This is a genomic window from Idiomarina sp. A28L, assembly GCF_000218785.1.
GTDB lineage: Bacteria > Pseudomonadota > Gammaproteobacteria > Enterobacterales > Alteromonadaceae > Aliidiomarina.
Window position 1 is genome coordinate 83,056 of record NZ_AFPO01000013.1, and the last position, 14,156, is coordinate 97,211.

The following is a 14,156-nucleotide window of genomic DNA, read 5'->3' on the forward strand; positions in this document are numbered from 1 at the left end:
ATGCCGGATAAAATTGGTGCTGAATTTTAAACAACCTTGAGCTCCGTGTAAAGCCCAAGATCAATTTAATCACGCAGATTCCGGTACATTCTCGCCACGCTTGGCATAAAAATCGCTAACGAATTGATCAAATTGATCGTTTTCGATCGCATCACGCATGCCCTGCATCAACGCTTGATAGTAGTGCAAGTTGTGAATTGTGTTCAAGCGCGCACCTAAAATCTCATTACAGCGATCGAGGTGATGTAAATATGCCCGTGAGTAATGTTTACAGGTATAACAATCACAGCTGCTATCCAAAGGTGCCGTATCGGTACGATGGCGAGCGTTGCGAATTTTTACAACGCCTTCCGAGGTGAATAAATGACCATTGCGAGCATTTCGAGTTGGCATTACGCAATCGAACATATCGACACCGCGGCGCACCGCTTCTACTAAATCTTCTGGCTTGCCCACACCCATTAAATAGCGTGGCTTATCTTCTGGCATTTTCGGAGCAATATGATCCAAAATGCGCATCATATCTTCTTTCGGTTCACCTACGGATAAGCCACCAATAGCATAACCATCAAAGCCGATATCGGTAAGGCCGGTTAATGATACATCGCGCAAATCTTCGTACATGCCGCCTTGAATGATACCAAACAACGCTGCTTTGCTATCACCATGGGCATCTTTGGAACGCTGGGCCCAGCGTAACGAAAGCTGCATTGAATCTTCTGCTTGCTTCACCGTAGCTGGGTGCGGCGTACATTCATCAAAAATCATCACTACATCGGACCCAAGCTCACGCTGCACTTCCATGGATTTTTCTGGCGTTAATAAAATTTTCTCACCATTAATCGGTGAGCGGAATACCACGCCCTCTTCCGAAATTTTGCGCAAATCGCCCAAACTAAATACTTGAAAGCCACCTGAATCGGTAAGAATTGGTTTATCCCAGTTCATGAAATCATGAAGATCGCCGTGCTGCTGAATAATTTGTGTGCCGGGGCGAAGCATCAAATGGAACGTATTGCCCAAACAGATTTCTGCGCCCGTAGCTTTTAGTTCTTCAGGGCTCATCCCTTTCACCGTGCCAAGTGTTCCCACAGGCATAAATGCCGGCGTTTCCACGGTGCCACGATCAAACGTCATACGCCCACGGCGCACTTTGCCAATGCTTTTAATTAATTCAAACTTCATGTTCTGCCTGTTAATCCTGTTTCGCGGTGATAAACATTGCATCACCGTAACTAAAGAACCGATATTCGTGTTCGATTGCCGCTTGATAAGCCGCCATCACTTCTGCTTGCCCGGCAAATGCTGAAATCAACATTATTAGCGTTGATTCTGGCAAATGAAAGTTAGTAAGCATGGCATCAATTACATTGAACTGATAACCCGGATAAATAAAGATATCGGTTTCTGCAGCAAATTCAGCAAGCTCGCCGCCATTTGCTTTCGCCGCCGATTCGAGGGAACGCACCGAAGTGGTACCTACAGCAATTACCCGGCCGCCGCGTGCACGTGTTGCCGCCACCGCCGCCACCACTGATTCCGGCACTACTGCATATTCGCTGTGCATCTTGTGCTCGCGAATATCATCGGTACGCACGGGTTGAAAGGTTCCAGCTCCCACATGTAAAGTTACATAAGCCGTTTCAATACCCTTTGCGGCTAACGCATCCATTACTGCACTATCAAAGTGCAACCCCGCGGTTGGTGCTGCTACAGCGCCTGGCTTCACACCATAAACCGTTTGATAGCGTTCGCGATCGCTAGCTTCATCGGGGCGGTCAATATAAGGTGGCAATGGCATATGGCCATATTCATCAAGCCATTCTAATACCGTTCGGCTTTTATCGAAGTGAACTTCAAACAAAGCATCATCGCGTTCACCAATTACGCAAGGCACAGCATTTTCTAATAATAGCTCAGTACCAGCTTTTGGTGCGCGGTTCGCTCTTACATGCGCAAGCACGCGATGCTCATCAACAATACGCTCAACTAACACCTCAATTTTACCACCAGAAACTTTATTTCCTAACAAGCGCGCTGGGATAACTCGGGTATCATTGAATACAAGCAAATCACCTGGATTTAATAAATCAGGTAGTTCACGAAATTGGCGATGGCCAACATCACCACTAGGGCCATCTAATGTAAGTAAACGGCTGCTACTGCGATCTGGTTGCGGATAATGAGCAATGAGCGTTTCTGGTAATTCAAAGTAAAAATCTGAGCGTTTCATGAGGAGCAATAGATACCTTAGGATTACAAAAATTTATTTTCAAAAACAAAGCGCTCACAGAAGCTTCGGGTGGGTATCACTTGCATAATCTTCAGTAGAAAAGTATGAAACACCCATATTTCATTGAGCTAGGAATAACAATTAGCGCTCACAAAATAGGGTGTTTCCGCTTTATTAAAAGGTATAAACGAGAGTAACGGCCGTTTCAGTATCGAGCTTCTCTGGAATACGGCCATTTGCTTGTTCATACACTGTAGAGTTATGCGTTAATGTAAGTGTTAACCGTAACGCCAAACGCGAATTCAAGTTTGAAGTAAGCGCACTTACTGCTCGTGAACGCGTATTATCATTACCAACCTCTGTAGAAACTAGCTGTGTAAAGCGCGCTGTTTCACTAATCTGCCAATCATAGTTGGCTGCAGCACGAACAATGAAACTACCATCGGTTTCACCAGTATTGCGGCGTTTATCGTATGCATAACCCGGACCGATTTCAAAATCAGTAAACATACTTTCGTTCAATTCAACGCGCGCACCATAACCAGCCGCAACGGTTGATTGGTATTCAAAACTGTTGAGCGCATCATCTTCATATGAGCCATAAAGAAAAATCGAAGAATGGCTGCCTAAATTAAATTTGCGGTTACCTTGCCCGGAAATAAAAAGCCGATCTGCATCGGTAACCGTTTCACCTTCAAAATTTTTACGTTCTTGCAGGTAATAATCGAATACTGCACGATTCCGCCAGTACTCGGTATCACGTTGGATATCGAGTTTACCTTTCCATGAACGCGAATCGGTGTTTCCTGAGCGCAATAACACACCAAGTTCAGCCGTTGCGCGCCATTTTCCATCTTGTTTGGCCGGATCAACATCTTGAATATCATCAAACATAAATGTTGATGATGATGCCACCCCTGAATATCCCAACAAGGCGAGTCCTATAATCGTTAGGCGCACAAGCCCCCCTTATGTGTTCTCTATTTTATAATTTTTAGTGTTTCCGGTGATTTTGAAACCACTCTACACTTTCGATATTGAGCATTTTAACGGAATAAGCTTAAATTTCGTACCCCAAAAAGAAACAACCATCGGCGTTTTGCAGCCGATGGCCTATTTTTTACGGGAAAACACTTATTTTATCGTTGCCGCTAACTCACCACGCTCGTAACGCATAAACATTTCTTCTAGCGATACTGGCTTAATTTTGCTGGCATTACCTGCGGTACCAAAAGCTTCATAACGCGCTTTACAGATATCGTACATAGCTTTGGTAGATGCTTGTAAATATTTGCGCGGATCAAATTCTGATTTATTTTCAGCTAAAAATTTACGTACCGCACCGGTTGAAGCTAAACGTAAATCCGTATCGATATTTACTTTTCTTACACCGTAACGAATACCTTCTTGAATCTGCTCTACCGGAACACCATAAGTTTCTGGAATTTCCCCACCAAACTCATTAATAACCGCTAACCATTCTTGCGGCACCGAAGAGCTACCGTGCATTACCAAATGCGTATCTGGAATGCGCGCATGAATATCTTTTATACGATCAATAGCTAAGATATCGCCCGTAGGTGGGCGAGTAAACTTATACGCGCCGTGTGAAGTACCACAAGCGATAGCCAATGCATCTACTTGCGTTCTTTTCACAAAATCAGCCGCTTCTTCAGGATCAGTTAGCAGCTGATCATGGCTTAACGTGCCTTCTGCACCTACGCCATCTTCTTCCCCAGCTTGGCCCGTTTCTAACGAACCTAAACATCCTAATTCACCTTCAACTGAAACACCGCAGGCATGTGCCATTTCTACTACTCGGCGAGTTACATCAAGGTTGTAATCGTAATCAGCTGGGGTTTTGCCATCTTCACGCAAAGAACCGTCCATCATTACCGAGCTGAAGCCCAATTGAATTGAACGTTGGCAAATAGCTGGCGATGTACCGTGATCTTGGTGCATAACCACTGGAATATGTGGGAATTCTTCCACTGCTGCTAAAATTAAATGGCGCAAAAACGGTGCACCCGCATATTTGCGAGCACCAGCAGAGGCCTGCACAATTACCGGGCTATCAGTATCATCTGCAGCCATCATAATGGCACGCATTTGTTCCAAGTTATTCACGTTAAACGCCGGTACGCCGTAACCGAACTCTGCTGCATGATCGAGCATTTGCCGCATTGAAATTAAAGCCATTTAATTTACTCCTAACCTTTATCCATTAATTTTGTTTTATTCGCTTCCACGAGCTTCTAAAATAGCAACCGCTGGCAATGTCTTACCTTCTAGGAATTCTAAAAATGCACCGCCACCTGTAGAAATATAGGAGATTTTATCGGCAATGCTATATTTATCAATAGCTGCAAGGGTATCACCACCGCCTGCTATTGAAAACGCTTTGCTGTTTGCGATTGCTTCAGCCAATACTTTTGTGCCTGAACCAAATTGATCAAACTCAAAAACACCTACGGGGCCATTCCATAAAATAGTACCGGCATTCTCAAGCATTCCAGCCAGCTTTTGTGCTGTTTCTGGGCCGATATCAAAAATTTGATCGTCGCCTGATACTGCATCTACCGCCTTAGTAACGGCTTTGGCATCAGCGCTAAAGCGATCACCCACCACAACATCAGTTGGAATTGGTATTTCAGCACCTCGGGTTTTGCCTGATTCAGCCAAACGCGAGGCCTCTTTTAATAGATCTTCTTCATACAATGATTTCGCTACATTATGGCCTGCTGCAGCGATAAAAGTATTCGCAATACCGCCACCAACAATGAGCTGATCAACTTTACGCACTAAAGAATCAAGCACCATTAATTTGGAAGATACTTTCGAGCCGCCCACAATAGCTACTAACGGCCGTTTTGGGTTATGCATGGCTTTGCCGAGGGCATCAAGTTCAGCCGCAAGCAATGGGCCAGCACATGCAATAGGTGCATACTGAGCAACACCGTAAGTTGAAGCCTGGGCGCGGTGAGAAGTTCCGAAGGCATCCATTACAAACACATCACACAAAGCTGCTAATCGTTTAGCTAACCCTGGATCGTTTTTCTTTTCACCCTTGTTGAAACGCACGTTTTCAAACACAACGAGTTCACCGCCGGCTACTTCCACGCCATCCAAATAATTAGTTTCTAAACGCACCGGGAAATTCAATGCTGCCGCAAGGTATTTCACTATCGGCGCCATTGAATATTCTTCGGTAAACTCACCCTCTTCAGGACGCCCCAAATGCGACATTACCATTACTTTCGCTCCCTGCTTTAGGGCGCTTTCTAAAGTTGGCAAAGCTGCCAGCAAACGTGCATCAGAAGATACTTTTCCGCTCTTAATTGGAACATTTAAATCTTCGCGGATAAGCACGCGCTTGCCGCGTAAATCGATATCGTTCATGTATTTTATGGTCATGAAATAATCCTTTTCTGCAATTACTAGATTAATCTAGCAAGGCCAAATCTTTGGCTGATTCTAACATGCGGTTGGCAAAGCCCCACTCGTTATCGCACCAGCTAAGTATCTTTACTAATTGTTTATGGCTTACTCGCGTTTGCGTACCATCAACTATGCTTGATCTTGGATCGTGATTAAAATCTGAGGAAACTAATGGTAGCTCGGTATAGCCGAGAATCCCCGGTAGCAATTTATCGGCGGCTGAATGCAATATTTCGTTTACCATGTTGATATCAACATTACTTTGCAGAGTAACGCTCAAATCCATCGCCGTAACGTTGGTTGTTGGTACGCGCACTGCAATAGCTTCAAACCGGCCAGCAAATTTTGGTAAAATTCTTTCAATACCCCGCGCTAAACGGGTATCAACTGGAATAATCGATTGCGAGCTTGCCCGCGCTAAGCGCAGATTATCGTGATAAGCATCGATTACCTGTTGATCATTCATTGCTGAGTGAATAGTAGTTATAGTGCCACTATCAACGCCAAAAGCATCATCTAGAACTTTAATTACCGGCACAATACAGTTCGTTGTACAAGAACCATTCGATACAATTCGATGCGTTGATGCAAGTTCAGTTTCGTTAATACCCTGAATAATCGTGAAATCAACATCTGGCGATGCTGGATGCGAGAACAACACCCGTTTAGCGCCAGCATTTAAATGCGCCTCGCCATCCTCGCGGCTACCAAACACACCGGTACATTCCAGCACTACATCGATATCTAACTCTTGCCACGGCAACCCTGAAATTTCAGCGCAATGCAGTAATTGAATATTGTGTTCTGCCACTCGCAAAGTATCGCTTTCCACACTAACATTGGCTGCAAACTTTCCGTGGGTAGAATCATACTGGAGCAGGTGCGCCATACCTGAGTTAGCCGCCAATTCATTAATAGCTACTATTTCAATATGCTGATGCCAACCTGATTCAAACCAAGCACGCACCACACTGCGGCCAATACGGCCAAAGCCATTTATAGCCAACCGAATCTTTCGTTCGCGCGCACTAGCTGGATGCTGATGAAACATATTACTACTGGCCGTCATGGTGCCCTCTATGTATAAACAACGCCATTAAACGAGGTTGAAGGGGCTTATAGCCCCTGCGCTACCGCCACCACGTTCTCTACGGTAAAGCCAAAATGCTCAAATAGTTGCTCTGCTGGAGCTGATTCACCAAAGGTGGTCATGCCCACTACTGCGCCATCGAAGCCCGTGTATTTGTGCCAGAAATCAGCGATACCTGCTTCAATAGCCACACGGCGGCGCACATTCGGCGGCAACACGGCTTCACGATAAGCCTTATCTTGCTTATCGAACACACAAGTTGAAGGCATAGAAACTACGCGAACTTTTTCACCTGCGGCAGTGAGCTGCTCAGCAGCTTGCATCGCTAGTTCTACTTCTGAGCCGGTAGCAATAAGAATTAATTCTGGGTTTTTGGCAAAATCTTTCAACACATAGCCGCCCTTGCGAACATCGGCAAGTTGCTGGGTATCACGTGCCATTTGCGCCACACCTTGGCGAGTAAAGATCAAACATGTTGGGCCATCGGTACGTTCAATACCGGCTTTCCATGCAATAGCCGATTCAACCTGATCGCACGGGCGCCAGCTTTCGCAGTTTGGTGTTAAACGTAAGTTGGCTAATTGCTCTACCGGTTGATGGGTTGGGCCATCTTCACCTAAGCCTATGGAATCATGGGTATACACATGAATTACTGGCTGTTTCATAAGCGCTGCCATGCGAATAGCATTACGGGCGTATTCCATAAACATTAAAAAGGTAGCGCCGTAGGGGCGAAAGCCGCCGTGCAACTGGATGCCATTCATAATCGCCGACATGCCGAATTCACGCACCCCGTAATAAATGTAATTACCAGAAAAATCAGATGTAGTTAAAGGTTTAGATTCGTTCCAAATCGTTAGGTTTGAACCGGCTAAATCGGCAGAGCCGCCCAAAAATTCAGGCAAGCTTGGGCCAAACGCATTTAAAGAATTTTGCGAAGCTTTCCGCGTAGCAATTTTTTCAGGGTTAGCTTGCAACTGTTCAATATATGCTTGTGAACTAGATGCCCAATCAGCTGGCAATTCACCGTTCACACGGCGAGTGAATTCGGCTGCCAATTCTGGGTTTGCCTTGCTGTAAGCTGCAAATAGCTCGTTCCAGCTTGCTTCTGCTTTTTTGCCGTTTGCCGCTGCCGACCATGCTGCATAAACATCGTCTGGAATCTCAAATTTACCATGTTCCCAACCCAAAGCTTTGCGGGTTGCGGCAATCTCATCATCACCCAACGGTGCACCGTGGCAACTTTCAGTGCCCTGCTTGTTTGGCGATCCAAAACCAATTACGGTTTTACAGCAAATTAGTGTTGGCTTGTCGCTTTCAGCACGGGCCGCTTCAATCGCTTTGGTTACCGCAGCGCTATCATGGCCATCAACGTCAGCAATTACCTGCCAGCCGTAACTCTGAAAACGTTTCACCGTATCATCGGTAAACCAGCCTGCAACTTCGCCATCAATTGAAATTCCATTATCATCATAAAAGGCAATGAGTTTTCCGAGGCCTAGTGTGCCCGCTAGTGAGCATACCTCGTGAGAAATGCCTTCCATAAGGCAGCCATCACCTAAAAATGTATAAGTGTGGTGATCAACGATTGGGAAGTTTTCTTGGTTGAATTGCGCCGCTAATACTTTTTCCGCAATCGCCATACCAACCGCATTCGCAATGCCTTGGCCAAGTGGCCCGGTAGTGGTTTCTACGCCGGGAGTATAGCCATATTCTGGGTGCCCTGGTGTTTTCGAATGTAATTGCCGAAAGTTTTTCAGATCATCAATGGATAAATCATAGCCGGTTAAATGCAACAATGAGTAAATCAACATTGAGCCGTGACCATTCGAAAGCACGAAGCGATCGCGGTTCGCCCAGTTTGGGTTGCTTGGGTTATGGGATAGATAATCACGCCATAATACTTCAGCAATATCGGCCATGCCCATTGGAGCTCCCGGGTGACCTGATTTAGCTTGTTGAACGGCATCCATACTAAGGGCACGTATAGCATTTGCGAAATAGCGGCGATCTGACATCAGAAACTCCTGGCTTTTTATGATCATTTGAAGGGTTTAGGGCGTAACCTTGTGCGCGGTATTGTCTACCATTCCGGCAGCTCACGCAAATTGAAAGCTCAAATTAAGAGCATTGCCGAGGCTTTTATTGATGTTCAGCTTGGGCTTAGCTTAAATGGTCTATCGAACACATATAGACAGATAGACGTCTAAAGATAGATTTAGCCGGAATTATGCGCTACCATACGCGCAAATTATTGGAGCATTGAGAACTTATGGCACGTCATTTATTTACTTCTGAATCAGTTTCCGAAGGGCATCCTGATAAAATTGCAGATCAAATTTCTGATGCAGTTTTAGATGCCATTTTAACCCAAGATCCAAAAGCCCGCGTGGCCTGCGAAACCTATGTGAAAACAGGTATGGTATTGGTAGGTGGCGAAATTAATACGAATGCTTGGGTAGATATTGAAGAGCTCACCCGCGCTGCTGTTCGCAAAATTGGCTACACTCATTCTGATATGGGCTTCGATGCCGATAGCTGTGCAGTATTGAATGCAATTGGCAAGCAATCGCCTGATATTAACCAAGGTGTTGACCGTGCCCGGCCAGAAGATCAGGGTGCCGGCGACCAAGGTTTGATGTTCGGTTATGCATCCAACGAAACCGCAGAGTTGATGCCAGCACCGATTATGTATGCACACAAACTCGTACACCAGCAAGCCGATATGCGCCGCAGCGATTTACCTTGGTTACGCCCTGATGCGAAAAGCCAACTTACCTTTGTATATGAAGATGGTAAGCCGGTGGGTATTGATGCCATCGTGCTTTCAACTCAGCATGCGCCTGAAATCGATTTAAGCACGCTTCGTGAAGCGGTAATGGAAACCATAATCAAGCCTGTGTTACCTGCTGAATGGTTAAGTAAAAGCACGCAAATTCATATCAACCCAACCGGCCGTTTTGTAATCGGTGGGCCTATGGGTGATTGTGGTTTAACTGGCCGGAAAATTATTGTCGATACATACGGCGGTATGGCTCGGCATGGCGGCGGCGCTTTTTCCGGTAAAGATCCTTCGAAAGTTGATCGCAGTGCTGCGTATGCTGCACGTTATGTTGCTAAAAACTTGGTAGCGGCAGGCCTAGCCGACCGCTTGGAACTGCAAATTTCATACGCTATTGGTGTAGCTGAACCCACATCAATTAGTGTGGAAACATTTGGCACTAGTAAACATGATGAAGATACGTTAATTCGTATTATTCGTGATAATTTCGATTTGCGCCCTTACGGCATTATAAAAATGCTCGATTTAGAACGGCCAATTTATCAAGCCACCGCGGCTTACGGCCATTTTGGCCGTGATGAGTTCCCGTGGGAACGCACAGACAAAGTGGACGCAATACGCGCTTCGCTGTAAGTACCGCTCAGTTTAAACGCCACGGCCACGGCCACGAACTAGGCGTATCACGATAACGACTAAAGCGATAACCAAAAGTATATGGATAAACCCGCCCATGGTGTAAGACGAAACAAGGCCAAGGGCCCACAAAATGATTAGTAGTACAATGATTGTTTCTAACATAATGGTTTGCCTGTTTAGTATAAGATGATGGTAAGCATGCCGCGGTAACTTTTATGTGTATGTGCGCTAGCTAACACAATGGTGTAAAAAAACCCGCTCAAACGAGCGGGTTTTTTATGCCATTAAGTAACAAAAATGGGCATTATTAGCCTGGGGAAACTCTAGAGCTCGACGAAGCGTAGTATGTATCAACGTCTTTACTCCATGCTTTATCAGCCATGTTAGGCCAATGTTTCTTATCGAAGCCAGGTGCATCTTTTAGGCTTTCCTTATCCACATTCAGAACAAATCGCTTGTTCTCGGTGTCTAGCGTTAATGCGCTCCATGGCACCGCGAATAGCTTTTCTCCCATGCCAAGAAATGAGCCAAATGAAAGCACTGCATAGCTGACGTTGCCGTTGGTTACATCCAGCATGATTTCTTTAATGTCACCTAGATTTTCGTCTTTCTGGTTATAAACATCATTACCGATTAGGGTGTCTGCACCCATCAAATGCGGGCCAGGTCCACTTAGATCTTCCTTGTAAATGCCCATTGTGTCGCGTTTTTCATAGTTCATATTAAGCTCCTAGCAAAAATACTTGCTGTCTAAACGAAGATGTTGACGCAAGTTCACTACAGAGCCTAGCCCAGTACTTTAAATAGCTCCGTGCGCTAGCACACCAAGTAAAACCTTCTTACGTAAAGATTCTTTAAAGCTATATTCCGAAATCTATAGGATACGAACCTGAATTTAACGCAAGCTATTAATATATAACAACAAAAACAACTAAAAGTTAACCCGAACAATTTCTTCTCCAGTAGCTATATGTTCGATAGCGTACAGAGCATTTTGCAGTTTCCTTTATCCTAATGGCTTACATATTTTCCTATAAGGATATAGTCATGCCGGACATTCTACGTGCCGAAAGTTCTACTCAGAACTCTCAACACCCAACGCAGAATTATTTTTTTAATGATTTGCCCGAGGGAATCCAAGATCGGCTAATTCCACATATGGAATTGGTACACATGCCTTTAGGTACTGTGCTATACGAAGCGGGTGAAGTGATGCGCTATGTCTACTTCCCCACCGATAGCATTGTTTCCTTGTTATATGTAACGGAAAACGGCTCGCAAGCAGAAATATCTGTTGTTGGTAACGATGCCTTCGTTGGTATGTCGCTGCTGATGGGCGGTGAAAGCACAACCAGCCGAGGCATTGTACAAAACGCAGGTTATGCATATCGATTACTCGGGTTAAGAATGAAAGCTGAGTTTAATCGTCACTGTGAGTTGATGAATTTAGCGTTACGCTATGCTCAGGCACTTCTTACTCAGATGGCACAGACAGCGGTTTGTAATCGGCATCATAGTATCGAGCAACAGCTTTGCCGCTGGTTGCTCCTATCGCTCGATCGCCTTGATGATAACCATCTTGTGATGACCCAAGAACTCATTGCCAATATGCTTGGCGTGCGCCGCGAAGGTGTTACCGAGGCAGCTGGTCGTTTACATGCTAAAGGTGTAATTGATTACAGCCGGGGCCACATTGTGGTAACCGACCGCACGAAACTCGAAGATATATGCTGCGAATGCTACAGCGTGGTTAAAGCTGAAACCGATCGCCTGCTCCCCTATTGTCCTCGCAAAAAATAGTTACTTACCAACAAATTACCTGTGAACGATGTACCGCATTTGTGTGGTATAGCGCACAGAGCTAAAACAACTAATTCAATACACTTCTAGTTCAAGGCAGCATAGCACCTGCCTTGGGCCATGATGGTATATCCTGTGCTTAAAGGTAATTGCTGTGTCTACATCCATAGAATCAATTATTACAAATCACCTAATTGAACTGATCCCAGCGCACGAACGTTTGTTGTTGCTGAATCACTGTGAGGTAGTTGACTTAGAGTTTGGCGTTATGCTTTCTGAGCATAACAAAAAATACAAATATCTGTATTTTCCGATGAGTGGATTTATCTCTCTGGTAACTAAACTATCTGGCCATAAACCCTTGGAAATGAGCGTTATCGGTAATGAAGGGATGTTAGGCGTAACCATGGTTCTTGGTGTATCTGAGGCACCAATGCAAGCCGTTGTGCAAGGAAAAGGAACGGCTTGGCGTTTAAATGTTGCTGAGTTGCAGCAAGTACTGCATCAGTGCCCACAACTGCGTCATGTGCTAAAAAAATACTTATTTGTTTCGCTTGCTCAGCTTTCACAAAGCGCGGCATGCGCACATTTTCATGCATTAGATCAACGGCTAGCTCGTTGGTTATTATTGAGCCAAGACCGCGCCCATAGCAATGAATTCCATCTCACTCATCAATTTTTAGCTGATATGTTGGGGGTTCGCCGAAGTGGCGTTACAGTTGCCGCAGGCAGAATGCAAGAACGCAAACTGATCGAATACAGTAGAGGTAAAATAGCGATTACCAACCGAAGCGCCTTAGAAAAAGCCAGTTGCGAGTGCTATCAGCTTAATATCAATGAATACCAACGCTTGTTAGGTGAACCTGCGCAAGATTCAGCAAAACGGTTACTAACCGAGCAAGGAACACCTTAAACGCTTACTCAGAAATATACCTCTTTTACCACTTGCAGGTTAAAGAAACCGTAAAGGCCTTGCGCTGAAAGCCCTGTTCTATAGGGCTTTAGTGAATATTCATTGCGGCTTAAGTGCGCTATCGAACCGACTACAAAACCCCCTCAGTGTAATTTCGAATCTCATCCTGAATTGCATAACGCATGACAATTCAAATCTTTCTAAGTAGCGATACTGAAAAAGGAAAACAGTGATGAAGTTGTTGTTCGAACATTTTGTTCGCATAACACATCCGATTCAAAGGAGATTTAAAATGAAAAAATTACATACGTTTGCTTTTTATGCGCTGGTTACTCCAACGCTTGCTCTGGGTGCAGGATCTGTTCTGGCTCAGTACACTGGCAACCTCAATAGTGTTGGAGCTGCGATTAGCCAAAGTGCGGCAACTGATGCTAGCAACTACGGCCAAGACAATCAGCGAAATCAGCCTCGTTCGCAAAGCCGTAGCTACCTAGATTCAGTGCCTCGTAATGGTATGCACGCAAGCAACCTAATGGGTGCAACGGTACACACGAGCAATGATGATGACATCGGTTCAGTTGATGATTTGATTCTTGATCAAAGCGGCCAAGTTATCGCTGTTATCGTTGGCGTTGGCGGTTTCTTAGGGATGGGCGAAAAAGATGTAGCCATTGGCTGGGGAAATGTAACCAAAACAGATACTGGCGATGATATGAAGTTACGAGCTGATGTATCGCGTGAGGCTCTACAAGCAGCCCCTGAGTTTTCAGCGCGTGATCACGCCAGCACTGCTCGCGACAACGCGCGCAACCAACGTGATCAAAATACTCAGCCACGCTCGGAAACCAACCAACGTGATAACCGTGCTCAAGCAAATATGCAACATCGCGGTCATATCGCTTCGGTACCAGCGAATGGTTTTCACGCTAGCAACCTAATTGGTATGGATGTTCATACCAATGATAACGAAGACATCGGTTCAGTAGGTGATTTAATTATTGATGAAAACGGTAAGGTTGTAGCTATTGTTGTGAGTGTCGGTGGCTTCCTAGGAATGGGCCAAAAAGATGTAGCCATTAGCTGGGATAATGTAACTCGCTCAGGCGCTGCCGACGACATGGAGCTACGCGTTGCTTTAACGCGTGATGATCTCCGCTCTGCACCAGAGTTTGCCAACCGCAAATAAGCGTAGGCATACACGGATGTAGAATAGATATGGATATATAGGTAAACAACGGCATCGAGCGGTTTATAGAACCTAGCT

At 45.2% G+C, this 14,156-nt stretch carries 13 protein-coding genes; 4 read left to right on the forward strand and 9 right to left on the reverse strand.

The window, feature by feature from the left end; all coding sequences use genetic code 11:
* Positions 1 to 69: 69 nt before the first annotated feature.
* The 7 genes from tgt to tkt all read right to left on the reverse strand — a co-directional run bounded on the left by tgt (position 70) and on the right by tkt (position 8,779).
* A complete protein-coding gene (gene tgt / locus A28LD_RS06285) occupies positions 70 to 1,185 on the reverse strand; it encodes a tRNA guanosine(34) transglycosylase Tgt (protein ID WP_007420236.1) in 1,116 nt (371 codons plus the stop codon).
* 10 nt (positions 1,186 to 1,195) lie between these two features.
* A complete protein-coding gene (gene queA / locus A28LD_RS06290) occupies positions 1,196 to 2,233 on the reverse strand; it encodes a tRNA preQ1(34) S-adenosylmethionine ribosyltransferase-isomerase QueA (protein ID WP_007420237.1) in 1,038 nt (345 codons plus the stop codon).
* Positions 2,234 to 2,407: 174 nt separating this feature from the next.
* Positions 2,408 to 3,193, reverse strand: coding sequence for a DUF481 domain-containing protein (locus A28LD_RS06295; RefSeq protein WP_007420238.1), 786 nt, complete (start codon positions 3,191 to 3,193; stop codon positions 2,408 to 2,410).
* 174 nt (positions 3,194 to 3,367) lie between these two features.
* Entirely contained in the window at positions 3,368 to 4,432 is a 1,065-nt protein-coding gene (gene fba, locus A28LD_RS06300) for a class II fructose-bisphosphate aldolase (RefSeq protein WP_007420239.1), read from the reverse strand.
* 36 nt (positions 4,433 to 4,468) lie between these two features.
* Positions 4,469 to 5,647, reverse strand: coding sequence for a phosphoglycerate kinase (locus A28LD_RS06305; RefSeq protein WP_007420240.1), 1,179 nt, complete (start codon positions 5,645 to 5,647; stop codon positions 4,469 to 4,471).
* Positions 5,648 to 5,675: 28 nt separating this feature from the next.
* On the reverse strand, positions 5,676 to 6,740 hold the full coding sequence (epd, locus tag A28LD_RS06310) for an erythrose-4-phosphate dehydrogenase (protein WP_007420241.1): 1,065 nt from the start codon (positions 6,738 to 6,740) through the stop codon (positions 5,676 to 5,678).
* Between the two features lie 47 nt (positions 6,741 to 6,787).
* Complete coding sequence (gene tkt / locus A28LD_RS06315; RefSeq protein WP_007420242.1) at positions 6,788 to 8,779, reverse strand: transketolase; 1,992 nt, start codon at positions 8,777 to 8,779, stop codon at positions 6,788 to 6,790.
* A gap of 254 nt (positions 8,780 to 9,033) precedes the next feature.
* On the opposite strand from tkt, the gene metK reads away from it, so the two are divergent.
* On the forward strand, positions 9,034 to 10,176 hold the full coding sequence (gene metK / locus A28LD_RS06320; protein ID WP_007420243.1) for a methionine adenosyltransferase: 1,143 nt from the start codon (positions 9,034 to 9,036) through the stop codon (positions 10,174 to 10,176).
* Between the two features lie 12 nt (positions 10,177 to 10,188).
* Here the strand turns inward: metK and A28LD_RS12235 are convergent, their stop codons facing one another.
* Entirely contained in the window at positions 10,189 to 10,341 is a 153-nt protein-coding gene (locus A28LD_RS12235; RefSeq protein ID WP_007420244.1) for a lmo0937 family membrane protein, read from the reverse strand.
* A 145-nt stretch (positions 10,342 to 10,486) separates the two neighbouring features.
* On the reverse strand, positions 10,487 to 10,900 hold the full coding sequence (locus A28LD_RS06325) for a PRC-barrel domain-containing protein (RefSeq protein ID WP_007420245.1): 414 nt from the start codon (positions 10,898 to 10,900) through the stop codon (positions 10,487 to 10,489).
* Between the two features lie 326 nt (positions 10,901 to 11,226).
* On the opposite strand from A28LD_RS06325, the gene A28LD_RS06330 reads away from it, so the two are divergent.
* From A28LD_RS06330 to A28LD_RS12275, 3 genes are all read left to right on the forward strand, one after another.
* Positions 11,227 to 11,979 (forward strand): Crp/Fnr family transcriptional regulator, encoded by a 753-nt coding sequence (locus A28LD_RS06330; RefSeq protein WP_007420246.1) that lies wholly within the window; start codon positions 11,227 to 11,229, stop codon positions 11,977 to 11,979.
* Positions 11,980 to 12,133: 154 nt separating this feature from the next.
* Entirely contained in the window at positions 12,134 to 12,892 is a 759-nt protein-coding gene (locus A28LD_RS06335) for a Crp/Fnr family transcriptional regulator (RefSeq protein WP_007420247.1), read from the forward strand.
* A 292-nt stretch (positions 12,893 to 13,184) separates the two neighbouring features.
* On the forward strand, positions 13,185 to 14,078 hold the full coding sequence (locus A28LD_RS12275) for a PRC-barrel domain-containing protein (protein WP_007420248.1): 894 nt from the start codon (positions 13,185 to 13,187) through the stop codon (positions 14,076 to 14,078).
* Positions 14,079 to 14,156 lie beyond the last annotated feature (78 nt).

Excerpts from the sequence above, each read along its gene's own strand:
- tgt (WP_007420236.1), bottom strand. The coding sequence starts at position 1,185 with ATGAAGTTTGAATTAATTAAAAGCATTGGCAAAGTGCGCCGTGGGCGT.
- queA (WP_007420237.1), bottom strand. The coding sequence starts at position 2,233 with ATGAAACGCTCAGATTTTTACTTTGAATTACCAGAAACGCTCATTGCT.
- fba (WP_007420239.1), bottom strand. The coding sequence starts at position 4,432 with ATGGCTTTAATTTCAATGCGGCAAATGCTCGATCATGCAGCAGAGTTC.
- A28LD_RS06305 (WP_007420240.1), bottom strand. The coding sequence starts at position 5,647 with ATGACCATAAAATACATGAACGATATCGATTTACGCGGCAAGCGCGTG.
- epd (WP_007420241.1), bottom strand. The coding sequence starts at position 6,740 with ATGACGGCCAGTAGTAATATGTTTCATCAGCATCCAGCTAGTGCGCGC.
- tkt (WP_007420242.1), bottom strand. The coding sequence starts at position 8,779 with ATGTCAGATCGCCGCTATTTCGCAAATGCTATACGTGCCCTTAGTATG.
- metK (WP_007420243.1), top strand. The coding sequence starts at position 9,034 with ATGGCACGTCATTTATTTACTTCTGAATCAGTTTCCGAAGGGCATCCT.
- A28LD_RS12235 (WP_007420244.1), bottom strand. The coding sequence starts at position 10,341 with ATGTTAGAAACAATCATTGTACTACTAATCATTTTGTGGGCCCTTGGC.
- A28LD_RS06325 (WP_007420245.1), bottom strand. The coding sequence starts at position 10,900 with ATGAACTATGAAAAACGCGACACAATGGGCATTTACAAGGAAGATCTA.
- A28LD_RS06330 (WP_007420246.1), top strand. The coding sequence starts at position 11,227 with ATGCCGGACATTCTACGTGCCGAAAGTTCTACTCAGAACTCTCAACAC.
- A28LD_RS12275 (WP_007420248.1), top strand. The coding sequence starts at position 13,185 with ATGAAAAAATTACATACGTTTGCTTTTTATGCGCTGGTTACTCCAACG.